The following is a 25,057-nucleotide window of genomic DNA, read 5'->3' on the forward strand; positions in this document are numbered from 1 at the left end:
GGGGTGAGCCCGCGCGGCGGGTGCCGTGCCGCGTGAGGGAGGCAGAGCACGAGGTGGACGACGAGATCCCGCCCTTCGCACCGGAGTACCGGGGGCTGCCCTTCGCCGGTGAGGCCGCGGGCGCGCTGCTCGACGCCGGGGGCCGGATCATCGGATGGACCCGCGCGGCGGAGGAGCTGCTCTCGCTGTCCGCCGACCGGGCCTGCGGGCGGCACATCGGGGACCTGCTCAAGGACCCGGCCACCCGGAGTTCTCCGCCGCCCGGCGGGAGGCCGGAGGCCTGGTCGGGCGTGGCCGAGGTGCTCACGGGCGGCGGCGCGGAGCTGAGGGTCGACTTCCAGGTCCTGCCGCTCACGGACGCCGGCGCGTGTGCCGGGGCGGCCCGGTACTTCGTCCTGGCGGCCCCCGAGGGGACGGCGGCCCGCTGGCGGCAGGACCAGGCGTTCACCACGGAGCTGTTCCTCCAGGACCGGCTCGGTCTCGCCGTCTTCGACCTGGACCTGCGCCTGGTCAGGACCAACACCCACCTCCTCCCGTACACCGGGCTCGCGCCGGACCTGCGGGGCCGGCGGCTCATGGACTTCCTGTACGCGGAGGACGCGGCGGCCATCGAGCGGCAGCTGCACGAGGTGCTGCGGACGGGGCTGCCGCTCGTGCGGGCGGAGCAGACGGTCCGCACCCTCCGGGAGCCCGGGGGCGGGGCGGTGATGGCCATCTCGGCGTTCCGGCTGCAGGCGCCCGACGGGCAGGTGTTCGGGGTGACCGCGCTGTTCACGGACGTCACCGAGCTGCGCCGCACCAGCGAGCGGCTGTCCGTGCTGCACCGCGTGACCGCGGCCGTCGGCGGCTCGCTGTCGGTCGTCGGCACGGCCGAGGACCTGGCGGCGGCGCTGGTGCCCGCGGTCGGCGACCTCGCCGTGGTGGAGATCGCGGAGGAGGTGTTCACCGGCGAGGAGCCCACTCCCGGCCCGGACGGCAGTATGCCGCTGCGCCGGACCGCCGTGGCCGGGCACAGGACGGCGGAGGCCCCCCTCGACCACGTCGTCCTGGCCAGGCCCGACGCCCCCGCGCAGCCGGCCGACCCGCTGACCTCGATGACCGTCGCGCTGCGTGCCCGGGGCAGCGTCCTCGGGCGCATGACCGTCCACCGCGACGCCGGGAAACCGCCGTACGAGGCGGCCGACCTGCATCTGCTGCACGAGATCGCCGGCCACGCCGCGCTCGCCCTGGACAACGCCCGCCGCTACACCCGCGAGCACCGCGCGTCGGTGGGGCTCCAGCGCAGTCTGCTGCCGCCCTCGGAGGCCGAGAACGTCGCCGTGACCACCGCCGGGGTCTATCTGCCCGCCGACACGGGCACCGGGGTCGGCGGCGACTGGTTCGACGTCATCCCGCTCTCGTCCGCCCGGGTCGCCCTGGTCGCCGGTGACGTCGTCGGCCACGGGCTCTCGGCCACGGCGATGATGGGCCGGCTGCGGACCGCGGTCCGCACCCTCGCCGACCTGGACCTGGAGCCGGACGAGCTGCTCGTGCACCTGGACGACCTGGTCTCCCAGCTGGGCGTGGAGACCGACGGGAGCGACGAGTCCGACGACGCGACGGGGCCCGCCCGGCCCCGGACCGATCCGATCGGCGCGACCTGTCTGTACGCGATCTACGACCCGGTGTCCCGGCGGATCGCCATGGCCTCCGCCGGGCATCCGCCGCCGGCCGTGGCGGCCCCGGACGGGACCGTCGCCTTCGTCCCGCTGAACCCCGGGCCTCCGCTGGGCGTGAGCGGGCTGCCCTTCGAGATCGCCGAGGTCGACGTGGAGCCGGGGAGCATCCTCGCCCTCTACACCGACGGCCTGATCGAGAGCCGGGAGCGCGACGTCGACGAGGGCATGGCCGACCTGGCCCGCCGTCTCGCGGAGCCGGGCGTCTTCGACACGCCGCTGCGGCGGCTCGGCCGCGAGATCGTCGCCGGCCGCCCCGCCCATCACCTCACCGACGACATCACCCTGCTGCTCGCCCGTACCCGCGCGGTCCCGTCGTACGACCACGTCGTCTGGCCGGTGGCCGCCGATCCGGCCGCCGTGGCCGAGGTGCGCGGGGCGGCGGCGCGGCAGCTGGACGACTGGGGCCTGGCGGAGCTGGCCTTCACCACCGAGCTCGTCCTGAGCGAGCTGGTCACCAACGCGATCCGGTACGCCGGCGGTCCGGTGGAGGTGCGTCTGATCCGGGCGGGCCGTCTGGTCTGCGAGGTCTCCGACCCGAGCGCCACCCAGCCCCGGATGCGCCGGGCCCTGCTCACCGACGAGGGCGGCCGGGGCCTGTACCTGGTCGCGCAGCTCACCACCCGGTGGGGCTGCCGTTACACGCGGCACGGCAAGACGATCTGGGCGGAGCAGGAGATCCCGGAGGGGACGGACCCGACGCGGTAGGAGCGGCGGGGGCCACCGGCCTCCGTCCGGTCACGGGCGGCGCCGGAGCGACGGGGCGCGGCGGCGGTGCGGCGGTTCGGGGACGGCGACCTCGGTGACGCCCTCGTGGACGGCCCGTCCGGCCTCCTCCGCGTCGACGCCCGCGAAGACCAGGACGTCCTGGGCGACCAGGCGTACGGTCTCCCACACGGTGACCGTGGAGGTGAGTCCGGCGTCCGGGGCGTCCCGGACGGCGTCGAGGGCCCGGCGGGTCGCGTGCCGGCGGACCGCGCGGCTGCCGGGCGCCGCCGCGAGCGCGTCCAGGGCGCCCGACAGGGCCCGCAGGGTGGGGGCGAACTCCTGACGGTGCCGGGTGTCCAGGGCGAGGGCGCGGCGGACGAGGGTGAAGCAGCTGTTGCCGAGCAGGTCCAGTTGCAGCGCGGTGGCCGTCTCCCGGGTGAGGGGTTCCCTGCCGCCGCGCCGGTGGAGGGTGCGGCCGGCGACGGCGACGCTGTCGGCGCGCGCCCGGCCCAGGTCGTCGAGGAGCGTGTAGACCGTGCGGACCTCGTCCCAGGTGCGGACGGTCCGTTCGTCGTCCTCGGCGTCCATCTCGCGCGCCGTGAGGGCGAGGGCGTCCGCCAGGCCGGACAGGGTGGTGGACTCGGCCTTCCGCAGCAGGGTGAGGGGGTGCACGGGGAAGAGGAGCTGGCTGAAGACGAGGGCGACGGCGCCGCCGACGAGGGCGTCCAGGACGCGGTCGGTGCCGGCCTGCTGTCCGGCGGCGACGCAGATGACGGCGCCGACGGCGGCCTGGGCCATGGTGATGCGTTGGCCGTCGAGGACGAGCGCGGCAAGGAGCGCGCACAGCACGGCGACGCCGACGGTGACGGAGCCGTGGCCGAGGAGGGTGAAGGCGAGCTGGCCGACGACGACGCCGCTGATGACGCCGACCAGGACCCGCACCGTGTTGGTGCCGCGTCCGCCCAGGGGGGTGTTGAGGGCCACGAGCGTGGCGATCGGGGCGAACAGGGGGACGTGGTGGTCGATGAGGTCGTCCGCGATCCACCAGGACAGGGCGGCGGCCACGGCCTGCTGGAGCACCGGCCACAGGTTGTCCCCCACGCGCCTCAGGGCCTTGGCCATCGTCCCCTTCCCGTCCGTTTCCCGCCGCCCTCGCCCGTGGGGTGGCGGTCCGTCAGCCGAGGTCCTCGAAGAGGCGGCGGCCCGGCTGGTGCCAGTGCGTCAGCTCGGGGAGCCGGTCGGCGGCTTCCGGGCCCCAGGTGCCGGGGGCGTACGGCAGGGGCGGCTCGGCGGGGTCGAGGACGGGCCCGACGATCCGCCAGCACTCCAGGATCGTGGGGAAGAAGGCGAAGGTCTCGGGGTCGCCGACGACGGCGCCCCGGAGGATGTTCTCGTACGGCAGTTCCTGCCGCCCGAGGACCTTCGCGAAGTCGACGCCGATGGGCACGGTCACCGGGCGTTCCACGCCCTCCTCGGGCTTGCGGAGCATCAGGTCGGCCCGGATGCCGGTGTCGCCGTCGATGCGGAAGCGGATGAGGTTGGGCGGGGTCTCCGTCGCGTCGCCGCCGAAGAGTTCGAGCGGCGGGGTGCGGAGCTGGACGATCACCTCGGTGGCGGTGACGGCCAGCGCCTTGCCGCTGCGCAGGTAGAAGGGGACGCCGGCCCAGCGCCAGTTGTCGATGAACAGGCGGGTGGCGAAGTACGTCTCGGTGGTGGAGTCCGGCTCGACGCCCTCGACGCCGAGGTAGCCCTCGTACTGGCCGCGGACGGTGGCGGCGGGCTCCATGGTGCGGGCGGCGTGCAGGACCCGCCACTTCTCCAGGCCCTGGGCGCGGGCGTTGGAGGCGCTGGGCGGGTCCATCGCGAGGAAGGCGAGGACCTGGAGCAGGTGGTTCTGGACGACGTCGCGCAGGCAGCCCACGGCGTCGTAGAAGGAGCCGCGGTCGGCGACGTCGAAGTCCTCGGCGAGGGTGATCTGGACGTTGTCGACGTAGGCGCGGTGCCAGATCGGGGCGAGGAGGGTGTTGGCGAAGCGGGCGACCATCAGGCTCTCCACGGCGGCGTTGCCGAGGAAGTGGTCGACCCGCAGCAGGTGGTGGTCGTCGAAGCAGGCGTTCAGTTCCTCCTGGAGCGTGCGCGCGGAGTCCAGGTCGTGGCCGAACGGCTTCTCGACCACCAGGCGGGCGTCGCGGTTGAGGCCCGCTTCGGCGAGGGCGCGGGCGACGGTGGTGAACAGGGAGGGCGGGATCGCCAGGTAGTGGGTGACGAAGCCGTGTCCGGCGACGGCCTCGCGGAGCCGTTCGAAGGTGGCCTTGTCGGTGAAGTCGCCGGTGACGATCGACAGGTTCGCCGCGAGCCGGGCGAAGACCTCCTCGTCGAGGTCGGGGACGGCGGCGGCGACCGCCTCCCGGGCGTGCCGGCGCAGCGCCTCGTCGTCCCAGTCCCCGGCGGCCACGCCGATGACGGGGACGGTGAGCCGGTCGTCCTCGGTGAGCCGGTACAGGGCGGGGAGCAGCATCTTCTTGGCGAGGTCGCCGGTGATGCCGAAGAGGACGAGGGCGTCGGCCGTCTCGAGGTCGTCGGGACCGAGGAGGGTGTCGCTCATCGCGAGCGTCCTTTCTGCGGGGATGCCGTCTTCCCTGGGCGGTCCGGGTGGTCGGGCTCGTGCTTGAAGCGGGCGTCGAGGGCCTCTTCGATCTGCTCGGGGTCGCGGCCGCGGGTCTCGGGCAGGTAGCGGCCGACGAAGAGGAACGCGAACAGGCAGATCCCCGCGAAGATCCAGAAGGTCTCGCCCTGGCCGATGAGGTTGGCCAGGGGCAGGAAGGCGAGGCTGACGACGAAGTTGGACACCCAGTTGACGGCGGTGGAGAGGCTCGATCCCTCGGCCCGGACGGACGGCGGGAAGATCTCGCCGATCAGCGTCCAGAAGACGGGGCCGAGGCCGCCCGCGAAGGCGGCGATGTAGATCACCATGAACACCAGGGTCAGTTCCGAGTTCATGCCGACGACGAACGCGAGTCCCAGCATGAAGATCGAGGCCGTCATCAGGGCGAGCGAGACGAGGACCATGGGCCGTCGTCCCACTTGGTCCACGAGCCGGATCGCCACCAGGGTCATGACGAGGTTGATGAGGCCGATGAAGACGGAGTAGAGGATGGCGTTCGAGGCGTCGAGGCCGGTCTGCTGGATGATGGTTGGCGCGTAGTAGATGATCGTGTTGATGCCGGCGAACTGCTGGACGGCGGCGAGGGTGAGTCCGACGATCAGGGCGGGCCGCACGTCGGGGGCGAGCAGCCGCCGGGTTCCCTTTCCGCCCGCCGCCTCGTTGCGCCTCTGCTTCTCGCGGTCCTCGGCCATGCGCTGCCGGCCCCGTCTGATCAGCTCGTCGGCGGTCGCCTCGTCGGTCAGGTCGGCGATGCCCCGGCGGGCCACGTCCTCCTGGCCGTGGGCGATCAGCCACTGCGGCGACTCGGGCAGCAGCCACAGCGTGGCGGCGATCATGAGGAGGGCGGGGATCGCGCCGACGGCGAACATCGCCCGCCAGGCCTCGCTGCTCGCGAAGGCGAGGTTGACGAGGTACGCGACGAGGATGCCGATCGTGATCATGAGCTGGTTCATGGTGAGCAGCCGGCCGCGGATCCTCGTCGGCGAGATCTCCGAGAGGTAGACCGGCACCGTGGCGGAGGCGGCGCCGACGGAGAGGCCGAGGACGATCCGGCCCGCCATGAGCGTCAGGTAGCCGTTCGCCAGGGCGGCGATCGCGGTGCCGACGACGAACACGACGCCGATGAGGCGCAGGGCCTTGCGCCGGCCGAGCCGGTCGGCGAGGCGGCCCGCCGAGGTGGCGCCGACCACGGCGCCGATGAGCAGGACGCTGACCACGCTGCCCTGCTCGAAGGAGTTGAGGTCGAAGTCCTCCTTGATGTACAGCAGCGCGCCGGAGACGACGCCGGTGTCGAAGCCGAACAGGAAGCCGCCCAGTGCGATGGCGGCCGCCCAGAGGGTGATCCTCCGGATGCCCTCCGGCGCGACTTCGGTGAGCGGACCGTGGGTCCCCGGTTCCCTGGAGAAGCCCTGAACCATGCGACGCCCTCGTCTCCTCGATGACCGGTCTTCTCGGCGACCGTCTTCTCGATGCCCGATGCGGTCATCGTCACCGCGCGGTGGCGGTGACGACATCTGTGCGGGCAATCGGGTGACGCGGAAGGCGCGTCGCGTGTCGGTGGGTGGCCGTAGGTTGGGGCCGAACCGGCACCGGCCGGCCGTACCCGCGAACAGGACGATCCGCCATGGGAAACCCCTCCGCCGAGCACGGCGTTCCGCTGACCGACCGCGTCATCGCCTCGGTGCGTGCCGATCCGGGGCGGCCGGTGCTGGACTACAACGCGTGGGCGGGTCCCTGGGTGACGGGGGCGGCCGAGCCGCTGGCCGACGACGTGCTCGCGAAGGCCGTCTTCCCCAGCGGGCGTCCGCTGCCGCCCAGTCTGCGCCGGTGGCTGGCGTTCGACAGCGGTCTGCTGCGCCGGTTCGGCTGGCTCGACGGGGAGTCGCGCTTCACCCCCCGGACGCTGGGGCGGATCGGCCGCGACGAGTTCGGCGACGGCTGGGGAGCGCCGTTCGAGGCGCTGTCGGAACGTTTCGGCGAGTGCTTCCTGCTCCCGGGCGGTTCCGACTCGCGCCGGGTCCTCGCCACGGGCGAGCCGGACGCGTACGGCGAGTACCCGGTGTTCGCGCTCGACGTGGACGACCTGCCGTGCGTCGAGCTGATGTACCCGGGCCTGGACGTCTACCTGGCGGAGACGGCGGGCCTCGTCGCACGGGCGGAGGGGGGCTACTCCTCGCTCGCCGCGGATCCCGTGTACGGCCCGCGGATGCGGACCCACGCGCGGAACGCCTTCGCGGGGCGGTTCCACGAGGAGTGCCTGGACTGGCCGGACGGTCTCTAGCCGACGGCGGGGACCTGGGTGACGAGGCCGAAGGCGTTGTGGACGATCCGCACGCGCTTCTCGTTGTACTCCATGGTGACCAGCGCGCCCTCGGGGACGTGCACGATCTCCAGGTCGGGCCGGTCCCGCAGGATCACCCTCTCGGCCCAGGCCTTCGGCAGCCCGAGGGTCTCGGGCCACTCGGTCCTCGTCTCGGCGGGGTCGGTCGTGCGGGCGGGCGGGACGGCCGCGTCGGGGGCGGCGGGGACCACGGTGGCGGTGGCGTCGGCGGTGCCCGGGGCCGCGGTGGCGGCGGCCGGGGCGATCAGGGCGGTGGCGGAGGCGGCCGCGAGGGCCGCGAGGAGCATCTTCTTCACGTCCGGCAGAACGATTCGCCGCTCCGGCGGTCACCGCGGACGGACTTTCGATCACCTGTACGGCCGACCCGGCGGCGGCGCCGGGTGGGCCCGGGGCGTCAGATGCCCGTCGACAGCGGGACCGTGATCCGCTTCAGCCAGCGGCCGGCGGCGAAGTCGCGCGCCTTGACGACGACGCGGTCGTGGAAGACCTCGACCTGGAGTCCCTGGTTGAACGTGCCGGGGACGGAGACCTCGCCGCCCTTGCCGTCGTTGGTGTACCCGGTCTGCACGGCGCCCGTGTTGACGACGGAGAAGCCGTCGAGGTTGGCGGTGCCGGGGACGACCCTGCGGACGTACCAGTCCGACAGGGCGAGGTCCCAGTGGGTGTGCCCGCAGAAGAGGAAGACGTCGCGGTGGCGGCCGAGGATCCCGAGGAGCCGGTCCGCCTGGAGGTAGTCGCGGGAGTAGAGCCGGTTGTGGCTGCCGGAGACGGTGTTCGGCAGGGGGTGGTGGGTGACGACCATGACGGGCTTGCGGCGGCGCGCCCAGTACGCGAGGCGCTGTTCGAGCCAGGTGAGCTGCGCCTCGCTCAGCCACACCTCGTCCCAGAGCTTCGGGTCGTGGTAGTGCATGTACTTCTCGGTGCCGAGGCTTAGGACGGGAACGCCGCCGAAGGAGTGCTCGGCGTACACCGTGCCGCGCCGGGCGAAGCGGTAGAAGCCGCGGAACAGGGAGTCCTCGGTGGTGCCGTTGGGCCAGGTGTCCTGCGCGAGGGTCGACGGGTCGCGCCACTTGGGGACGTAGAACTCGTGGTTGCCCACGGCCCAGGCGACGGTACGGGCGTGGGTGTGGCGCGCGAGTTCGGCGGCGACCTCCGCGTACTCGGCGTCGTACCCGCGCGGGGTGATGTCCCCGGCGACGGCGAGCCCCGAACTCCGGGGATTGGTCCGGTTCATGTCCTCCAGGGCCGTGCCGAGGTCCCGGAGGTCGCCCTGGATGTCGCTGATGACGTTGAAGACGGCGACGGGACGCCCCGGCCCGGCGTACCCGGGGGACGCCGCGCCCGCCGGCACCTGGGAGGCGGCGACCGCGCCCACCGCTCCCGTCGCGGCGGTGAGGAGAGACCTGCGATCCACAGGGGGTTCCTTTCGATTGCGGCGACGCCGCGCTTCGGACCGGACCCGTTATGTGTACGCGACCTTGTTGGACCGCCGTCCGGCTTCGGGTGTCGGCGGGGTGAACGCGTCGCGGCGGGGAGGCGGGGAGGCCGCTCCGGGGGTCAGGCCCGTTCGCGGGTGCGGTACCAGCGGATTCCCTTCACCGCGTAGAGGAGGGCCAGGGCGGTCAGGCCGCACAGCGTGAGGGGGAAGACCTCGAAGGCGATGCCGGCGAAGGCCGTCAGGCTGCAGGCCGCGTCGAGGAGGGTGAAGCGCGCTTCGGCGCGGGGGCCCGGCTCGGGGGCGCGCAGGCGGCGCATGACGGGGATGAGGGTGAGGAGGTGCAGGACCGCCAGGGCGGCGAAGATCCAGCGGAATGCGACGGGGACGTCCATGCGCCGAAATGTACGCCGGAGGGTGATCGGCCCAAATGGACGGAGGGTTAACTCGGGTCCAACTCTCGTTGGAGCGGGGCGGGTTCAGGCGGGGGCGGGGCCCAGTTCGCTCCTGACGACCTCGGTCACCAGGCCGCGCAGCCAGGTGTGGGCGGGGTCGGCCTCGTAGCGGGGGTGCCAGGCGAGGGAGAGGCGGAGGGGTGGCAGGTCGAGGGGGATCGGGAAGGTGGCCAGGCCGAAGCGGCGGGCCGTGGCCGCGTGGACGTGTTCCCCGAGGATGCCGACGAAGTCGGTGTCGAGCAGGGCGAGGAGGGCCGAGGCGAAGGTCGGGTAGACGGCCACGACCCTTCGCGTCAGACCGTGTGCGGCCAGTGCCGTGTCGATCGGTCCGGTGAACCGGCCCCGGCGCTAGTGGTTGAGGTGGTCGGCGGCGGCGAACCCGGCGAGGGTGACCCCGCCGTCCAGGAGCGGGTGTCCGGCGCGGACGACGCCCATGAAGCGCTCCTCCAGGAGCGGTTCGATCCGGGTCTCGGGGCCGGTTCCGGCGATGTTGCCGATCTCCAGGTCGGCCAGGTCCTCGCGGAGGAACTGCACGTCCTGCGGCCCCTCCCCCAGGAACCGGAGGGAGACGCCCGGCGCTTCGGCCCGCATCCGGGTCAGGAGCGGCGCGCCGAGGCGGACGACGAGGGACTCGTCCGCCTGGACGGTGAAGACCCGTTCGAGGCGGGCCGGGTCGACCTCGCCGGCCGGCGCGAAGACGGCGCGGGCCCGTACGACCAGTTCGTGGACCTCGGCCCGTACCGCCAGGGCGCGGGGGGTGGGGACCATGGCCCGCCCGGACCGGACCAGGACGGGGTCGCCGAGGGCGCGCCGGATGCGGCCGAGGGTCCGGCTCATCGCGGGCGACGACAGGTTGAGCCGGTCGGCGGCGCCGCCGACGCTGCCCTCCTCCAGGAGGGCGTCCAGGGCGACCAGCAGGTTCAGGTCCAGGTTCAGTTGCATGGCGTGCACTTATCTCTTCGTGAAGTTGCATTTGAAGGCAAGTCCGCTGCGACCCTACCGTGGCGGTGCGGTCGGCCGGCCCCTCCTCCTTCGGTTCTCCTCGAACGAAAGATCCTTCCCATGTCCCTGGACGAAGTGCGTTCCGCGCCGCATCCCGTCGGCCGCCGGGCCGTGTACGCCGTCATGGCGGCGTGCTCCGTGCTGGTGGTGTCGCTGGTGGCGGCGGTCAATCTCGCGATACCGAAGCTGGCGGCGAGCGCGCTCGCGCCCTCCCCCGGCCAGTTGCTGTGGATCGTCGACACCTATGTGCTGGTGTTCGGCTGTCTGCTGATCCCCGCCGGCGCGCTCGGCGACCGGTACGGCCGCAAGGGCGCGCTGCTGACCGGTCTCGCGCTGGTCGCGGCCGGTGCCCTCGTCTCGGCGGCGGCCCCCGGCACGGCCGTCCTGATCGCCGGGCGGGCCGTCACCGGCGTCGGGGCGGCGCTCGTCATGCCAGCCACCCTGTCGCTGATGCTGGAGGTGACCGAACCGGCCGGGCGGCCGCAGGCGGTCGCCGTCTGGACGGCCGCGACCGGCATCGCGGGTGTCGTCGGGAACGTCGGCGGGGGTCTGGCCCTCCAGTACCTGCCGTGGCAGGGCCTGTTCCTGGCGGTCGCGCCGCTCGCCGCCGTCCTCGGCCTGCTGGCCGCCCGCTTCGCGCCGCGCGGCGAGCGGCGGCCCGCCGCCCCGGACCCGGTCGGCTCGGCCCTGCTCGTCGCGGGCGTCGGAGCCCTGCTGTACGGGATCATCGAGGGGCCCTCGTCCGGCTGGGCGTCCGTGCGGGTGATCGGCGGGCTGCTGCTTTCGGCCGCCCTGCTCGCGCTGTTCACGGCGCGCTCGCTGCGCGCGGAGCGTCCGCTGCTCGATCCGCGCGTCTTCCGCGTCCGCAGGCTGCGGGCCGGTGCGCTCGGCGTCGGGGTCGCGTTCTTCGGCCTGTTCTCCCTCTTCTACGTCAACGCCCAGTACCTCCAGTACGCCAAGGGGTACTCGCCGCTGGTCGCGGGCTGCGCGATCGTCCCCCTCGCGGTCGGCATGATGGTCGCCTCGCGGCACAGCATCCGGCTGGCCGCCCGCTTCGGCGACGGTGTCGTCGCCGCCGGTCTCGCCGGGATCGTCGCCGGGCTCGTCCTGATGTCCTTCGCCACCGCCTCCACCCCGTACGTCCTCTACGCGCTCTGCCTGGTGGCCCTCTCCCTGGGCATGGGCCTGTGCGTGCCCGTCCTGTCGGCCGCCGTCATGTCCTCCCTGCCGCAGGACCGGGCGGGTCTCGGTTCGGGCCTGAACGGCGCGACCCGCGAGATCGGCAGCGCGCTGGGCGTCGCCGTCATGGGGACGTCCCTGTCCTCCCAGGGCTCGGAGGTCTTCTCCGCCGCGATGTCGTTCGGCTTCCGGGTCGTCGCGGGCCTCGTCCTGGCCGGGTCCCTCGTCGCCCTCGCGTGGTGGCGCGGCGGCGGGGCGCGGAAGGTCCCGGTGGGGTGACCCCGGCGACACCGGCGGGATGTTTGGGGTGCCGGTCGGCGGTCAGGCGTCCTCGACGAACCCGTCCGACTCATCTAGTGGGGAGCACATGGAGAGCGTTCTTCGGCTGGCGGCCTCCGTCGGCGGCTCGGCCCTCGTGGCGTTCGTCGTGGTCCGCGCGGCGGACCTGCTGGCGCGTCACGCGGACGCGCGGCACCACGAGACGCCGCTGTGGGGGCTACTGCGCCGCTGTCGTACACCGCTGTTCGTCGTCCTGCTGACCGCCCTGCTCCGCTGGACCTATCCGGCATCGACCTTCTCGGTGCTGGAGGAGCACGCCCGGCTGGTCGACCACGTGCTGCTGCTGTGCCTGATAGGCGGCAGCGCCTGGCTGGCGATCCGGGCGACCTCGGCCGTCGTCGAGTCCTCGTACGCGCGCTACGCCGGGCGTGCGCGGGACGCGGCGCGGCTGCGCCGGGTCCGTACCCAGGTCACGCTGATCATGCGGGTGGTGTCGGTCGCGGTCGGGGTGCTCGCGGGCGCCGCCGCCCTCGTCACCTTCCCCTCCTTCCGCACCCTCGGCACGTCCCTGCTCGCCTCGGCCGGAATCATCGGCATCGTGGCGGGCGTGGCGGCGCAGTCGACGCTCGGCAACCTCTTCGCCGGCTTCCAGATCGCCTTCGGCGACATGGTCCGCATCGGGGACACGGTCGTCGTCGACGGCGAGTGGGGCATGGTGGAGGAGGTGACGCTGACCTTCCTCACCGTCAGGACCTGGGACGAGCGCCGGGTCACGCTGCCCGTCTCGTACTTCACCTCCCGGCCGTTCGAGAACTGGTCGCGGGGCGGCGCCCAGATGACGGGGTCGGTCTTCGTCCACTGCGACCACTCGACGCCCGTCGCGCTGATGCGGGCGCACCTGCGCGAGTTCCTGGCCGGCTGCTCCAGCTGGGACGGGCGGGGCTGGGACCTCGCCGTCACCGACACGTCGCCGACCTCGATCACGGTCCGCGCGATCGTGACCGCCAAGGACGCCGACGACCTGTGGACGACCCGCTGCGCCGTACGGGAGGAGCTCGTGCGGTGGCTCGCCCGGGAGCACCCCGGCGCCCTGCCCCGGGTCGTCACCGCTCCCGCGCCCGGCGAGGCGGCCTGACCCGGCGGGTGTACGGGCGGAGTTCAGACGGTGGCGTGGAGGCGGGCCGGGTCCAGGTGGTGGACCGCGGTCCGTTCCGCGTGCGGGGCGAGCAGGGTCCGCAGCTCGTCCGCCGCGGTGTCGAGGAGGCCGCCGTCGCGGTCGGCGCGGAGGGTCTCCAGGACGAAGACGACCCGGGCGGAGTCCTCGGTGACGCGGGTGCGGTGGGCGTCGCGGTGGTTCCAGTGGCGGGTGAGGATCCCGGCGGCGTCCGCGTAGACGATCTCGCCGGGCTTCGGGGTCTCGACGGCGTCGGGTTCGCCGAGCGGGGTGAAGGTCTCGGTGCCGTGGGCGGGGCGGATGTCGACGTCGCCGGTGACGCGGTCGAGGTCGAAGGCTCCGGCGGGCAGGCCGTGGCGGACGGAGACGGCGTTGTAGGAGTCGACGGCCGGGTTGACGCGCGGCAGGACCCCCTTCTTGGCGAGGCGGCGGCCGAGCGCGTCGACGCTGGGGCGGACGCGGCGGGGGTTGGTGCCGAAGGAGCGGTACGCGGCGTGCCAGGCCTCGACGCGGGGGTCGGTCTCGTCGGCGGGGCTCCAGGTGCCGTCGGCGAGCCGCCGTTCGAGCTCCTCCACGGCGGTGGCGGTGCGGGGCCAGGGCTCGCGGCCGCGCAGGCCGGTGGCGGTGACCAGGGCGACGCAGGTGCCGGGGAAGGCGTCGGCGACGGCGGGGGCGAGGCGGAAGGTGACCATGGGAGGCTCGTTTCCTTCGGGGTCGGTGCGGGTGCGTACGGGGTCGGTGCGGCCCGGGTGCTCAGGTCAGGGCGAGGAGGCTGACGGCGACGGCGGCCGTGCCGAGGCCGACGAGCTGGCCCCGGTGGACGCGTTCGGCGAGGACGCCGCGGGCGAGCAGCACCGTGCCGGCCGGGTAGAGGGCGGTGACCACGGCCACGACGGCGAGGTCCCCGCCGCGGGCGGCGAGCAGGAACAGCAGGTTCGCCACCGAGTCGAGCACCCCGGCAGCGGCCGACACCGCGTACGCGGGCTTCTCGGGGCCCAGCCTGCGGTACATCAGTCCGGCGGCGGTCAGGGTGACGGCCGAGGAGACCGCCCGGCCCACGATCAGCGGGGCCACCCCGCTGTCGGAGGGCGCCTGGTGGAGGAAGACCAGCTGCAGGGCGATGGCGGCGCCCGCGCCGAGGGCGAGGAGCAGGGCCGTACGGGAGGGGCGGGCGGATCCGGCGCCGTGCCCGGCGCTGACGAGCACCACGGCCACCAGGGCGAGCGGCAGGCCGAGGAGGCCGGCGACCCCCAGGTGCTCGCCCTGGAGGAGGCCCACGCCGACCGGGAGGACGGCGGAGACCAGGGCGGTCACGGGCGACAGGACGTTCATCGGGCCGAGGGCCAGGGTCCGGTAGAGCAGCACGAAGGCGGCGGCCGAGGCGACGCCGGAGGCGGCTCCCCAGCCGAGGGCCCCGGCGTTGAACGAGGCGCCGAGGAACGGCCACAGCAGCAGCTCGACCGCGAGGGAGGCGGGGGCGGCGACCATCACGGTGCGCAGGACGTGGGCCTTGCGGGCCCCCAGGCCGCCGAGGAAGTCGGCGCAGCCGTAGGCGAGGGAGCTGCCCAGGGCCAGCAGCAGAGCGATCACGGAACATTCCTCACTGTTTCACTGGAACGACCGCACCGTACAACAAAACGACCGCCATGTGTCAACCGATCGACCGGGCGGTACATTCCAGTGATCCACTCGCGGGAATCGGCTCGTGGGATCGGCTCGCGGGGAGCGGCTCGCGGGGAGCGGAAAGGGTGATCGGATTGGCCGAGACAGAGGCGGCCCTGCGGACGCTCGCGCAGAACGTCAGGGCGGCGCGCGTCCGCGCGGGCCTGTCCCTCGACGAGCTCGGCCGGCGCGCCAAGGTCAGCAAGGGCGCCCTGGTGGGCCTGGAGAAGGCCCAGGGCAACCCCAACTTCGCCACCCTGGTCCGGCTGGCCGACACCCTCGGGGTCTCGGTGTCCGCCCTGCTGGAGGGTCCGGCGGAGGACCGCGTCCGCGTGGTGGACTCCGCCGGCGTCACGCCGCTGTGGACGGGTCCGGAGGGCGGTGAGGCCCGGCTCATGCTGACGACCCCGGGCCCGGCGCCGGTCGAGGTCTGGCGCTGGAGGCTGGAACCGGGCGAGGAGTACCCCAGCCACCCCCACCAGGCCGGGGTCGTCGAGACCGTCAGCGTGACCTCGGGCCGGATGGTCCTGGTCGTCGACGGCGTCGAGCACCCGGTTGGGGCCGGCCAGACCGCCGTCTTCGACGGCGACGCCGCCCACGCCTACCGGGGCGCCGGCACCGGGACCTGCCACCTGATCATGACCGTCCACCTGCCGCCGGGCCCGGCCTCCGCGCCCTGACCGGTCTCCACGTCCCGACCGGCCTCCGCGTTCCGACCCGTGCCGAAGACGGGTGGCGGCACCCATGACGGAAGGGGTCCGGTGGGCGAGGCTGTCCCGGTGCTCGTCCTCGTCGCCCTCGCGGGCATCGCCGTGTTCGGCTCGCTCGTCCTGTGCACCGTGACCGTCGCACGGATGCGGGAGCTTCCGGCGTGGCGGCGCTTCCTGCCGCCGGCCCTCTTCCTGCTCGCGCTCGCCGCGAGCCTCCTGCGCTCCGTCGGCGTCCGCGAGGTCGCGGACGCGGTCGCCTTCCCCCTCAACCTGGCGGCCGTCCTCCTGTCGGTGCGCGAGATCCGCGCCCGGCGGCTCAGGAACGCGGCCGGGGCCTCCTAGGGAAGAGGCCCCGGCCCGGGGTCACGCGCCCCAGCGGAGCGCGATCGTGTCGCCCACGTTGATCACCTTGTCGCGGGTGGCGCCCGCGAACGCGGAGCCGTCGACGCTCACCTTCCACGTCTGGGAGCCGCTGTTCGCCTTGCCGTTGACGGCCGTGATCGTGCCGGTGCCGGAGGCGGGGGTGACGCTCGTGACGCAGCCGGCGGGGGTGGCGCCGGTCGTCGCGGCGCCCAGGACGTCGCCGAGGGTGGTGGTCGTGCCGGTGGGCGTGAAGGAGACCGAGCAGACCTTCAGGTTCCCCGCGCCGTCGTCGACGGTCAGGGCCAGCTTGGTGGCCGTACCGGCGGTGAAGGAGGACTGGGCGACCCACTTCGGGGCGCCGGGGGTGACCGGGGTGGGCGGGGCGGCGGTGAAGCCCCCGCCGACCACGCCCCGCAGGGCGTCGATCGAGGAGTAGGCGGAAGGAGTGGTGTCGGCCGGCTTGTACTTGAACCCGCCGCCCGGGTTGTACTGGTTGGCGAGGAGGAAGTCGATCGGGGTCTTCCCGGGGACCGTGGTGAAGTCGGCGGACTGCGGGTTGATGCCGCAGGCGTTGAGGCCGGAGACCGCCCAGCCGTTGGAGCTGGTGTTCACCCCGTACAGGGAGTTGAAGGCGCCGCTGGAGGAGACGAGCTTGCCCTTGAGGAAGTTCTTCGCCTGGACGACGTCGGTGTCGGTGTTCGGGACGCCCGAGGCGCACAGCGCGGCCATGGCGGCGCCCGTCATGTCGATGTCGCTCGCGGTGTTGAGCGCCGTGGGGTCGCCCTCGACCTTCTGGTACGTCCAGCCGCCGTCGTTGTGCTGGTTGGCGCGGACGCGGGCGACCAGGGCGTCGGTGAGCGCCTGCGGCACCCGGGCGCCGCCCGCCTGGGTCTTGGCGCCGCCGAGGGCGAGGGCGGCGAAGACGGTGCCGTTGAAGTTGCCGGAGGGGCCGAAGTAGCCCGGCTCGGCGGTCTGCCAGTAGCCGTAGACGTGCGCGATCAGGTTGCGGGAGGCGGAGACGCGGGCCGGGTCGATGCCTGCGGCGTACGCGTTGAGGACGCCGCGCTCGTAGTCGGTGACGACCGGGGAGGCGGAGGGCCAGCCGGACGTGGAGAGCAGGTTGCGGTAGACGGTGCGCGCGTTCTTCGTCGTGTCGCCGCCGGGCGCCACGTCGACGACGGCCGTACCCGCGGCGGCGAAGGCGCTGAACGCCCACTCGTTGGAGAGCCCCGAACCGGCGTAGGAACCGTCCGCCGCCTGGAGGGACTTGAGGTAGGCGACGCCGTTGGCCCTGGAGGTGGCGATCTGGGCGGGCGTGGAGGTCGCGAAGGCCGGCAGCGCGGTGAGGACGAGGGCGCCGAGCGCCGCCGTCGTGGTGAGCGCGAGGCGACGGGGGGTGCGGGGACGGGACATGGCCTGCTCCTGGAATCGGCGGACGCCGACCGCACCGGGCTTCGGACGGGGTGCCGGGGCACACGGAGCCGGGGGCCGCCGTCCGAGTCGCGTGGTACGGCTTCCTGTTGCTGCTGCGCCGTATGGGCATTCGGGCTCGGACACGGCCCCCGCCGTTCCACACCGCTGCGCGTCAGCCCCGGATTCGCACCGGGTTCCCCCATCTGGCGGGACCGGACGCTACCCGAGCGGTCACCGGTCCGCCAGCCGCGTGAACAGCGCGGAACGGGCGCCGCGCGGCTGAGACGCGGCTCACCTTGACGCGGTCTCCGGATGCGTGTTCCATGACCCGCTGATAAGCACTCACCTCTGGGGGAAGCCGGTCGAATTCCGGCGCTGACCCGCAACCGTAGGCCCGGCACCGTCCCGGGCGAGCCGGATTGCCCGGAGCGATGTGAACGAGCGCAGAACGCCGTCGCGGACTACGGCGTGGTCGTCACCGTCCCTCCGGGCGTCTCCGGGGGGTCGTATCGCCACGCGTCCGGCCGCCCGGCAGAGACGAGGGGCCGTGGGGACCGAGCGGTGGGGCAGTCGGCGGACGGGCGGGAGACGGCGGCCGACCGCCCTGGTGGCGGGGCTGCTCACCGCCGGCGGGGCGGTGACCTTCCTCACTCCGGCCGCGCCCGCGAGCGCGGACCCCCTCGAGAAGTGCACGGCGACCACCGGCGCGATCGTGGCCGTCGACTTCGGCCCGTTCGGCGGGAAGCTCGAACGCGGCTGCGACGCCACGCCGACCACCGGCTACGAGCTCCTCCGCGACGCCGGGTTCACGACCGCCGGAACCGTCAAGGACGGCCCGGCGTTCATCTGCCGCATCGGCAAGCCCTCCTTCAACTCCGGTACGCAGTACCCGACCCCGGCCGCCGAGGCGTGCAAGGTCACCCCGCCGGCGAGCGCCTACTGGTCGTACTGGATCGCCTCCCCCGGCCAGAAGAACTGGACCTACAGCCCGCTCGGCGCCATGGCCCGTCAGCCGAAGCACGGCGACGTCGACGCGTGGGTGTTCGGCGCGACCAGCATCGACGGCACCAAGGGCCGGCCGAAGTTCACCCCCGCCGACGTGCGGGCGGGCACGGTCACCCCGCCCGAGCCGACGGACCCGTCGGTCCCCCAGGTCCCGCCGGGCGCGGTCTCCCTGGAGAACGCCACCCGCTGGCTGGCCGGCCGGCTCACCGACGGCGAGCGCGTCAGCGACGAGCCGAGCGAGTACCGCAACCACCAGGCCACGGCCGAGATCGCCCTCGCGCTGACCGCCGTCGACGCCCAGAGCCCGGCCGCCCGCAAGGCCGCCGCGTACCTCGCCCGGCCCGAGGTCACCGACGCGTACCTCCATCCCGAGGGTGACAAGGCGGCGCCCGACACGACGGCCGCGGCCCGGCTCGCGCTGGTCGCGGAGGCGACCGGCGGCGACCCGCGCTCCTTCGGCGGCCGCGACCTCCTCGCCGACCTGCTGAAGAACGTCTGCGAGACCGGCTCGGACGCGCCGGCGCCGGTGCCCGGCTGCGCCCACGAGGGCGACTTCCGCACCACCAACGACCAGGCCGAGGGACAGGCCCTCGCCCTCGTCGCCCTGCTGAGCGGCGGGGTCACGCCCCCGGCAGGGCCGGTGACCCGGCTGACCGAGCTCCAGTGCGAGGACGGCGGCTTCAGCAGCATGTTGATCCCGCCGCTCGGGGCCTGCGACAGCGAGGCCGGGGCCACCGGCCTGGCCGTGCTCGCGCTCCAGCGGGCCGGCGGCCACGACACCGTCGTGAAGGACGCGCGCGCCTACCTGCGGAAGGCCCAGCTGCCGACCGGGGCGCTGCCCGCCGTCTGGTACAACACCACGGGCAGCCCGTACGCCACGGGCTTCGCCGCGCAGGCCCTGCGGGCCCTCGGCGACACGGCCCGGGCCGACGCCGCCGTGTCCTGGCTGTCCCGGCAGCAGCTCGGCGACGGCGGCTTCCCCTTCGAGGAGGGCGGCGACGCCCTGCTCTACGCCACCACCCCGGCCGTGATCGCGGGCGCCAAGAGCGACCTGGTGACGCTGACCGGCGGGACCCCCGAGCCGACGCCCACGGAGCCCACCGAGCCCACCCCGACCCGCCCGACGCCGACCGGGCCGAACGAGCCGTCCGGCCCCTCCCCCGACCTGGCGAAGGGCACGGCCTACCTCACGGACCCGTCCCGGCTCCTCCGGGGCCGGTACTACGAGAACACCCCGGGCACCGGTATGGCCGACTTCGGCCTGACCATCGACGGCGCCTACGCGCTCGCCGCCACCGGCACCGACGACAACGCCCTGCGCGCCGTCGTGGACTTCCTCGACAAGAACGGCCGGGACGGCACCGGCCGCGGCCTGCACGACTGGACCGGCATCGGCACGGAGTACGCGGGCGGCGGCTCGATCGGCAAGGCGGCGGTGCTCGCCGAGGCCGTGGGCCGCGACCCCCGGAACTTCGGCGGCCGGAACCTGATCGCGGCGCTCGCCGAGGCGGTCTGCGCCGCCAAGACCCCCGCGCCGGACCGCTCCTGCGCGGCCAGGGGCAACTACGCCTACGCCACCTCCGTCTTCTCCCAGTCCCTCGGCGTCATCGCCCAGGTTCGGGCCGGCGAGTCGGCGGCCGCCGCCGACCCCGCCGCCTATCTGCGGAGCCTCCAGGAGCCGTCCGGCGCCTGGCCGAGCCTGATCGGCGAGCCGAGCGGGGTCGAGGTGGACTCCACGGCGATGGCCGCCATGGCCCTCGACCTGCTCCCCGACGCTGCCTCTCAGGCGGCCGTGGACAAGGCGCTGGTCTGGCTCGCCTCCCAGCAGAAGACCGACGGCGGTTTCCCCGGCGCCTCCGGGAACTCGGTCAACTCCGCGGCGCTCGCGATCCAGGGCCTCGCCCTCGACGCCCCGTCGTACGAGAAGCACATGGCGAAGGCCCGTGCCTTCCTCGCCTCCCAGCAGAACGCCGACGGCGGTTTCAACGTGGCGAAGGGCGGCCAGCCCGGCTCCGACGTCCGTGCCTCCACGCAGGCCCTCGGCGGCACCACCGGCATCTCCTTCGGCACCCTCAGCCGCAGCCTGGACGGCACCACCGCGCCGCCCGCGCCCAGCGGCAGCCCGACCACGCCCGTGATCGTCACCCCGGGCGAGGCCGGCGGAACCGGTGGCAACGGCGGAACCGGTGGCAACGGCACCGGCGGCAGCCTCGCCGCGACCGGCACGCGGGCCACGGCGCTCGCCGCCGCCGCGCTCCTCCTCGTCCTCGCCGGATACGGCACCACCCGCGCCGCCCGCCGGCGCCGCACCGCCCCCGGGGAGCAGGCATGAGGACCCCCTCCTTCCGCGCGCTCCTCGGACGGGCGGCCGGAGCGCTGGGCCTGACGGTGGCGGCCCTGGCCGCCACCGCGGCCCCCGCCGCGGCGGCCCCGCAGCCCATGGGGCAGTGCACGACCGCTTCCGGCGTGGTCCTCGCGGTCGACTTCAGCCACTGGGGCGGCCCGATCTACCGCTCCTGCGGAACCACCCCCACCACCGGGTACGAGCTGCTCAACCAGGGCGGCTGGCGCACCACGGGCACCGGACACGACGGCCCCGCCTTCATCTGCCGCATCGGCTACAGCGGCCACCAGGGCGGCAGGCAGTACCCGACGCCCCAGCAGGACGACTGCGTCCTCACCCCGCCGGCCTCCGCGTACTGGTCGTACTGGCACGCGGACCCGGGGCAGAACACCTGGACGTACAGCCAGCTCGGCGCGATGCTCTACAAGCCGAAGCCGGGCAGCGTCGACCTGTGGATCTTCGGCGGGACGAACATCGAGGGCACCCAGGGACGGCCCACCGTCACCCCGGACCAGCTGCGCGCCCGCAACACCCGGCCGACGGGCGGGAGCGCCCCCGCCCCCCGGGACACCCGGACCGCGGCCCCGCTGCCGCCGGGCACCGACACCGGGCCCGCGCCCGGGCGGCCGGTGCCGTCGGACCCGCCCCGCACCACCGCGCCCGCGCCCACCACCCCGCCGCCCACCAGCGCCCCGGCACCGACGCCCACGCCCACGGCGACGTCCACGACCCCGAGCGCTCCGCCCGCCACCACTCCGGCGCCGAGCACCCCCGCGCCCACGGCGAGCGCGGCCGCCTCCGGGCCCCGGGTCGTCGACGCGGCCCCCAGCGCCGACGCGAAGCACGACGCGGGCTCCTTCCTGCCCGCCGTCGCGACCGGCGCGCTGGTCCTGCTGATCGGCGGCGCCGCCTGGTACGCGGCGAAGCGCCGCCCCACGGAGTAGCCGCGTGCCCCGCACCGCGCCCCCGGTGGCCACCGCCGGGCCGTCCCGTCCGGACACCGCTCCGGACACGGGCGGCCGGCGGCTGCCCCGTACGCTCCACCCGGTGGCCTGGTGGATCTGGGCGCTCGCCCTGGCCACCGCCGTCAGCCGCACCAACAACCCGCTGCTGCTCTTCCTCGTCCTCGCGGTCCTCGGCTACGTCATCACCGTGCGCCGCACCGAGGCCCCCTGGGCGCGCGGCTTCAAGTACTACCTCTACCTGGCGCTGACCGTGGTGGCGATCCGGGTGGTGTTCCGGGCGGTGTTCGCGACCGGCATCACCCCGCACGACCACTTCCTCTTCTCCCTGCCGCACCTCCCCACGCCCAACTGGTACGCGGGCATCCGAATCGGTGGCCCGGTGTCGCTGGAGGCGCTGCTCTCGGCCGCCACCGACGGGCTGCGGCTCGCGTGCATGTTGTGCTGCATCGGCGCCGCCAACACCCTGGCCAACCCGAAGCGCGCGCTGCGGGTGCTGCCCGGCGCCCTGTACGAACTGGGCGTCGCCGTCACGGTGTCGATCAGCGTCGCGCCCCAACTGGTGCAGAGCGTCCAGCGCGTGCACCGGGCGCGCCGGCTGCGGGCCGGGCGCGCGAAGGGGTTCCGGGCCCTGCGCTCCCTCGTCGTGCCCGTCCTCGAAGACGCCCTGGAGCGTTCGCTGCGGCTGGCCTCCGCCATGGACTCGCGCGGCTACGGCCGGGCCGGGACCGCCACCCGGGGTTCGCGCCGCGCCACCGGGGCCCTGATGCTGCTCGGCATGTGCGGTCTGTGCGCGGGGGCGTACGGGCTCCTGGACGCGACGGCGCCGACCCTGCTCGGCCTGCCGGCGACGGGCGTCGGGATCCTGCTCTGCTTCGGGGGGCTGCGGCTCGGCGGGCGGCGGGTGACCCGTACCACCTACCGGCCCGACCCGTGGCGGTTCCCGGAGTGGGCGGTCGCCGGCTGCGGGGTCCTCTCGGCCGTGCTGCTCTTCAGCAACGCGGGCTTCGACGCGGCCGAGCTCAACCCGTCCATCTATCCGCTGAGCTGGCCCACCCTGCCCCTGGTGCCGGCCGCCGCGATCCTCCTGGCGGGGACCGCGGGATTCCTGTCCCCTCCCCCGAGCCCGCCCGTCCGGCCGGCCGTCCCGGCACAGCGCACCGAGGAAACCGAGTGATCACCTTCGACCAGGTCACCGTCCGGTACGAGGACACGGACGCGCCCGTCCTGCGGGACGTGGACCTCACCGTGGAGGAGGGCGAGCTCTGCCTCGTCGTCGGCCACACCGGGGTCGGCAAGTCGACCCTCCTCGGGGCGGTCAACGGCCTCGTCCCGCACTTCACCGGCGGCACCCTGTACGGCCGGGTGACGGTCGACGGCCGGGACACCGCCGACCATCCGCCGCGCGAACTCGCCGACGTGGTCGGCGTGGTCGGACAGGACCCCCTCGACGGTTTCGTCACCGACACCGTCGAGGAGGAACTCGCCTACACGATGGAGCAGTTGGCGGTTCCTCCGGCGACCATGCGCAAGCGGGTGGAGGAGACCCTCGATCTGCTCGGTCTGGCCGATCTGCGCCACCGGGCCCTGCACGAGCTCTCCGGCGGGCAGCAGCAGCGCGTCGCCATCGGCTCCGTCCTGACCGCCCACCCCCGGGTCCTCGTCCTCGACGAGCCCACCTCCGCGCTCGACCCGACCGCCGCCGAGGAGGTGCTCGCCGCCGTCACCCGGCTCGTCCACGACCTCGGCGTCACCGTGCTCCTCGCCGAACACCGCCTGGAGCGGGTGGTGCAGTACGCCGACCGGGTCCTGCACCTGCCCGGCGACGGACGCGTGGTCTCCGGGCCGCCCGCCGAGGTCTTCCGCACCACGTCCATCGCCCCGCCCGTCGTCGAGCTCGGCCGCGCCGCCGGCTGGTCCCCGCTCCCGCTGACCATCCGCGACGCCCGCCGGGCCGCCGCCCCGCTGCGCGCCCGCCTCGCCGGGACCGTGCCGGGACCGGCCCGCCCGCCGCTGCCGGAGGAACGCCCGGAGCTGCTGACCGCGCGCGGGGTGACGGTCTCCTACCGGGGCGTCCCCGCGGTCCGGGAGGTGGACCTGCGGCTGTACGGCGGGGAGGTGACCGCCCTGATGGGCCGCAACGGCTCCGGGAAGTCCTCGCTGCTCTGGGCGCTCCAGGGCTCGGGTTCGCGCGCGGCGGGTTCGGTGCGGATACCGGGGGCGGAGCCCGGGGCGTCCGCCGATCCGCGCAAGCTGCCGGCCGGCGAGGCCCGGCGGCTGGTGGGCCTCGTGCCGCAGACCCCCACGGACCTGCTCTACCTGGAGACCGTGAAGCAGGAGCTGGACCAGGCGGACGCCGAGTCGGGGACTTCGGCGGGCGGGACCCCGGCCCGGGAGATCCTGGACCGGCTCGCCCCCGGCATCGAGGACACCACCCATCCGAGGGACCTGTCCGAGGGGCAGAAGCTCGCGCTCGTCCTGGCCGTGCAGCTGGCCGCCGCGCCGAGGGTCCTGCTCCTGGACGAGCCCACCCGGGGCCTGGACTACCGGGCCAAGGAGGAGCTGATCCGGATCGTCGACGACCTGGCCGCCGAGGGGCGGGCGGTGGTGGTCTCCACGCACGACGTGGAGTTCGTCGCGCGCGCCGCCGACCGGGTCGTGGTCATGGCCGAGGGGGACGTGGTGGCCGACGGACCGACCGCCGAGGTGATCGTGGCCTCGCCCGTCTTCGCCCCGCAGACCGCGAAGATCCTGGGCCCGCTGCCCTATCTGACGGTCGCGCAGGTGGCCGCCGTCCTCGAGGACGCCCCCCGGACGGAGCGCGGCGCGTGAGCGGGCAGGTCACGGCCATCCGGATCGGGCCGCGCGCCGGGATCGTCATCGCGATGGCCGCCTTCCTCGGGCTCGTCGCGTTCTTCTGGCCGTTCCTCGTCGCGCCGGGGAAGTTCGGGTCGCACTACGCCCCGCCGCTGATCTTCGGCGTGCTCCTGGTGATCGTGCTCTGCGTGGTGATCTCCGAGATCGCCGAGGGCGGCATCAACTCCAAGGCGCTCGCCATGCTGGGGGTGCTGTCCGCCGTCAACGCGGCCGTCCGGCCGCTCGGCGCCGGCACGGCCGGCATCGAGACGGTCTTCTTCCTGCTGGTGCTCGCGGGGCGGGTGTACGGCCCCGGGTTCGGCTTCACCCTGGGTTGCACGTCCCTGTTCGCCTCGGCGCTGATCACCGGCGGGGTCGGGCCCTGGATGCCGTACCAGATGTTCGGCTGCGCCTTCGTGGGGATGCTCGCCGGGTTCCTCCCGAAGGCGACCGGCCGGCGGGAGGTCCTGATGCTCGCCGTCTACGGCTCGCTCTCCGGGTACCTGTTCGGCTTCCTGCTCAACCTGTCGTTCTGGCCGTTCTCGCTGGATCCGAACAGCTCGATCGCGTACCTGCCGGGGCTGCCGTTCACCGAGCAGTTCCAGCGCTATCTGGCGTTCGACCTGGCGACCTCGCTCGGGTGGGACACCGGTCGGGCCGTCACCAACTTCGTCTGCGTGACCCTGGCCGGCCCCGCCGTCCTCACCGTCTTCCGCCGCGCCGCCCGCAAGGCCCGTTTCCAGGCTCCGGTCCGCTTCGCGGGCCGGGGCGACGCGACCGGCTGATTCC

General features: G+C 74.2%; 20 protein-coding genes, 1 pseudogene and 2 riboswitches. Of the genes and pseudogenes, 11 read left to right on the forward strand and 10 right to left on the reverse strand.

Features of this window, described 5'->3' with window-relative positions:
- Positions 1 to 32 precede the first annotated feature (32 nt).
- A complete protein-coding gene (locus tag ACIQD7_RS07440) occupies positions 33 to 2,423 on the forward strand; it encodes a SpoIIE family protein phosphatase (protein ID WP_402440365.1) in 2,391 nt (796 codons plus the stop codon).
- Positions 2,424 to 2,453: 30 nt separating this feature from the next.
- Here the strand turns inward: ACIQD7_RS07440 and ACIQD7_RS07445 are convergent, their stop codons facing one another.
- From ACIQD7_RS07445 to ACIQD7_RS07455, 3 genes are read right to left on the reverse strand one after another with little or no spacing between them, the layout of a single operon-like run.
- Positions 2,454 to 3,545: an aromatic acid exporter family protein gene (locus ACIQD7_RS07445; RefSeq protein ID WP_402440367.1), complete on the reverse strand. Its 1,092-nt coding sequence runs from the start codon at positions 3,543 to 3,545 to the stop codon at positions 2,454 to 2,456.
- 52 nt (positions 3,546 to 3,597) lie between these two features.
- Entirely contained in the window at positions 3,598 to 5,028 is a 1,431-nt protein-coding gene (gene zwf, locus ACIQD7_RS07450; protein WP_121831772.1) for a glucose-6-phosphate dehydrogenase, read from the reverse strand.
- On the reverse strand, positions 5,025 to 6,506 hold the full coding sequence (locus ACIQD7_RS07455) for a sugar porter family MFS transporter (protein WP_402440369.1): 1,482 nt from the start codon (positions 6,504 to 6,506) through the stop codon (positions 5,025 to 5,027). Before ACIQD7_RS07455 ends, zwf begins: the two co-directional genes overlap by 4 nt.
- 206 nt (positions 6,507 to 6,712) lie before the next feature.
- Between ACIQD7_RS07455 and ACIQD7_RS07460 the strand changes: the two genes are divergently transcribed.
- On the forward strand, positions 6,713 to 7,369 hold the full coding sequence (locus ACIQD7_RS07460) for a hypothetical protein (protein ID WP_402440371.1): 657 nt from the start codon (positions 6,713 to 6,715) through the stop codon (positions 7,367 to 7,369).
- Here the strand turns inward: ACIQD7_RS07460 and ACIQD7_RS07465 are convergent.
- The 4 genes and pseudogenes from ACIQD7_RS07465 to ACIQD7_RS07480 form a co-directional block, all read right to left on the reverse strand.
- Complete coding sequence (locus tag ACIQD7_RS07465; protein ID WP_402441368.1) at positions 7,366 to 7,716, reverse strand: serine protease inhibitor; 351 nt, start codon at positions 7,714 to 7,716, stop codon at positions 7,366 to 7,368. The two genes, ACIQD7_RS07460 and ACIQD7_RS07465, sit on opposite strands and share 4 nt — an antisense overlap.
- A 107-nt stretch (positions 7,717 to 7,823) precedes the next feature.
- Positions 7,824 to 8,843, reverse strand: coding sequence for a metallophosphoesterase family protein (locus ACIQD7_RS07470; protein WP_402440373.1), 1,020 nt, complete (start codon positions 8,841 to 8,843; stop codon positions 7,824 to 7,826).
- 143 nt (positions 8,844 to 8,986) lie between these two features.
- Complete coding sequence (locus ACIQD7_RS07475; protein ID WP_402440375.1) at positions 8,987 to 9,259, reverse strand: hypothetical protein; 273 nt, start codon at positions 9,257 to 9,259, stop codon at positions 8,987 to 8,989.
- A gap of 84 nt (positions 9,260 to 9,343) precedes the next feature.
- Positions 9,344 to 10,261, reverse strand: a pseudogene (locus ACIQD7_RS07480) (LysR family transcriptional regulator).
- Between the two features lie 120 nt (positions 10,262 to 10,381).
- Between ACIQD7_RS07480 and ACIQD7_RS07485 the strand changes: the two are divergent.
- Both ACIQD7_RS07485 and ACIQD7_RS07490 read left to right on the forward strand, forming a co-directional pair.
- The gene (locus ACIQD7_RS07485; RefSeq protein WP_402440376.1) at positions 10,382 to 11,779 is read left to right on the forward strand and encodes an MFS transporter; all 1,398 of its coding nucleotides are present in this window, start codon (positions 10,382 to 10,384) and stop codon (positions 11,777 to 11,779) included.
- Between the two features lie 88 nt (positions 11,780 to 11,867).
- Positions 11,868 to 12,914, forward strand: a complete 1,047-nt coding sequence (locus ACIQD7_RS07490) for a mechanosensitive ion channel family protein (RefSeq protein ID WP_402440378.1) — start codon at positions 11,868 to 11,870, stop codon at positions 12,912 to 12,914.
- Between the two features lie 23 nt (positions 12,915 to 12,937).
- On the opposite strand, the gene ACIQD7_RS07495 is transcribed toward ACIQD7_RS07490, so the two are convergent.
- The gene (locus tag ACIQD7_RS07495) at positions 12,938 to 13,645 is read right to left on the reverse strand and encodes a B3/4 domain-containing protein (protein WP_402440380.1); all 708 of its coding nucleotides are present in this window, start codon (positions 13,643 to 13,645) and stop codon (positions 12,938 to 12,940) included.
- A 61-nt stretch (positions 13,646 to 13,706) separates the two neighbouring features.
- A complete protein-coding gene (locus ACIQD7_RS07500) occupies positions 13,707 to 14,543 on the reverse strand; it encodes an EamA family transporter (RefSeq protein ID WP_402440382.1) in 837 nt (278 codons plus the stop codon).
- 167 nt (positions 14,544 to 14,710) lie between these two features.
- Between ACIQD7_RS07500 and ACIQD7_RS07505 the strand changes: the two genes are divergently transcribed.
- The gene (locus ACIQD7_RS07505; protein ID WP_402440384.1) at positions 14,711 to 15,295 is read left to right on the forward strand and encodes a helix-turn-helix domain-containing protein; all 585 of its coding nucleotides are present in this window, start codon (positions 14,711 to 14,713) and stop codon (positions 15,293 to 15,295) included.
- A gap of 81 nt (positions 15,296 to 15,376) precedes the next feature.
- Positions 15,377 to 15,667, forward strand: coding sequence for a hypothetical protein (locus ACIQD7_RS07510; protein ID WP_402440385.1), 291 nt, complete (start codon positions 15,377 to 15,379; stop codon positions 15,665 to 15,667).
- A gap of 21 nt (positions 15,668 to 15,688) precedes the next feature.
- Here the strand turns inward: ACIQD7_RS07510 and ACIQD7_RS07515 are convergent, their stop codons facing one another.
- Positions 15,689 to 17,101 carry a hypothetical protein gene (locus ACIQD7_RS07515; protein ID WP_402440387.1) on the reverse strand — a complete coding sequence of 471 codons (1,413 nt, stop codon included), beginning with the start codon at positions 17,099 to 17,101 and terminating at the stop codon, positions 15,689 to 15,691.
- A gap of 124 nt (positions 17,102 to 17,225) precedes the next feature.
- A riboswitch (cobalamin riboswitch) is annotated at positions 17,226 to 17,301 on the reverse strand.
- 151 nt (positions 17,302 to 17,452) lie between these two features.
- A riboswitch (cobalamin riboswitch) is annotated at positions 17,453 to 17,526 on the forward strand.
- 122 nt (positions 17,527 to 17,648) lie between these two features.
- On the opposite strand from ACIQD7_RS07515, the gene ACIQD7_RS07520 reads away from it, so the two are divergent.
- Genes ACIQD7_RS07520 through ACIQD7_RS07540 form a run of 5 tightly spaced genes read left to right on the forward strand, consistent with a single transcriptional unit; the run spans position 17,649 to position 25,053 of the window.
- Complete coding sequence (locus ACIQD7_RS07520; RefSeq protein ID WP_402440389.1) at positions 17,649 to 20,438, forward strand: prenyltransferase/squalene oxidase repeat-containing protein; 2,790 nt, start codon at positions 17,649 to 17,651, stop codon at positions 20,436 to 20,438.
- Positions 20,435 to 21,394 carry a hypothetical protein gene (locus tag ACIQD7_RS07525; RefSeq protein WP_402440391.1) on the forward strand — a complete coding sequence of 320 codons (960 nt, stop codon included), beginning with the start codon at positions 20,435 to 20,437 and terminating at the stop codon, positions 21,392 to 21,394. The genes ACIQD7_RS07520 and ACIQD7_RS07525 overlap by 4 nt, the downstream gene beginning before the upstream one ends.
- 4 nt (positions 21,395 to 21,398) lie before the next feature.
- The gene (locus ACIQD7_RS07530) at positions 21,399 to 22,589 is read left to right on the forward strand and encodes an energy-coupling factor transporter transmembrane component T (protein WP_402440393.1); all 1,191 of its coding nucleotides are present in this window, start codon (positions 21,399 to 21,401) and stop codon (positions 22,587 to 22,589) included.
- On the forward strand, positions 22,586 to 24,244 hold the full coding sequence (locus tag ACIQD7_RS07535) for an ABC transporter ATP-binding protein (protein WP_402440395.1): 1,659 nt from the start codon (positions 22,586 to 22,588) through the stop codon (positions 24,242 to 24,244). Before ACIQD7_RS07530 ends, ACIQD7_RS07535 begins: the two co-directional genes overlap by 4 nt.
- Before the next feature lie 53 nt (positions 24,245 to 24,297).
- Positions 24,298 to 25,053, forward strand: a complete 756-nt coding sequence (locus ACIQD7_RS07540) for an ECF transporter S component (RefSeq protein ID WP_402441369.1) — start codon at positions 24,298 to 24,300, stop codon at positions 25,051 to 25,053.
- Positions 25,054 to 25,057 lie beyond the last annotated feature (4 nt).

This window comes from Streptomyces sp. NPDC093071, from assembly GCF_044754545.1.
In the GTDB taxonomy this organism is placed as follows: Bacteria; Actinomycetota; Actinomycetes; order Streptomycetales; family Streptomycetaceae; genus Streptomyces.

Bases quoted from the DNA above. Each gene is read 5' to 3' on its own strand.
- ACIQD7_RS07445 (WP_402440367.1), bottom strand. From the start codon at position 3,545: ATGGCCAAGGCCCTGAGGCGCGTGGGGGACAACCTGTGGCCGGTGCTC.
- zwf (WP_121831772.1), bottom strand. From the start codon at position 5,028: ATGAGCGACACCCTCCTCGGTCCCGACGACCTCGAGACGGCCGACGCC.
- ACIQD7_RS07455 (WP_402440369.1), bottom strand. From the start codon at position 6,506: ATGGTTCAGGGCTTCTCCAGGGAACCGGGGACCCACGGTCCGCTCACC.
- ACIQD7_RS07460 (WP_402440371.1), top strand. From the start codon at position 6,713: ATGGGAAACCCCTCCGCCGAGCACGGCGTTCCGCTGACCGACCGCGTC.
- ACIQD7_RS07465 (WP_402441368.1), bottom strand. From the start codon at position 7,716: ATGCTCCTCGCGGCCCTCGCGGCCGCCTCCGCCACCGCCCTGATCGCC.
- ACIQD7_RS07475 (WP_402440375.1), bottom strand. From the start codon at position 9,259: ATGGACGTCCCCGTCGCATTCCGCTGGATCTTCGCCGCCCTGGCGGTC.
- ACIQD7_RS07485 (WP_402440376.1), top strand. From the start codon at position 10,382: ATGTCCCTGGACGAAGTGCGTTCCGCGCCGCATCCCGTCGGCCGCCGG.
- ACIQD7_RS07490 (WP_402440378.1), top strand. From the start codon at position 11,868: ATGGAGAGCGTTCTTCGGCTGGCGGCCTCCGTCGGCGGCTCGGCCCTC.
- ACIQD7_RS07495 (WP_402440380.1), bottom strand. From the start codon at position 13,645: ATGGTCACCTTCCGCCTCGCCCCCGCCGTCGCCGACGCCTTCCCCGGC.
- ACIQD7_RS07515 (WP_402440387.1), bottom strand. From the start codon at position 17,101: ATGTCCCGTCCCCGCACCCCCCGTCGCCTCGCGCTCACCACGACGGCG.
- ACIQD7_RS07525 (WP_402440391.1), top strand. From the start codon at position 20,435: ATGAGGACCCCCTCCTTCCGCGCGCTCCTCGGACGGGCGGCCGGAGCG.
- ACIQD7_RS07540 (WP_402441369.1), top strand. From the start codon at position 24,298: ATGGCCGCCTTCCTCGGGCTCGTCGCGTTCTTCTGGCCGTTCCTCGTC.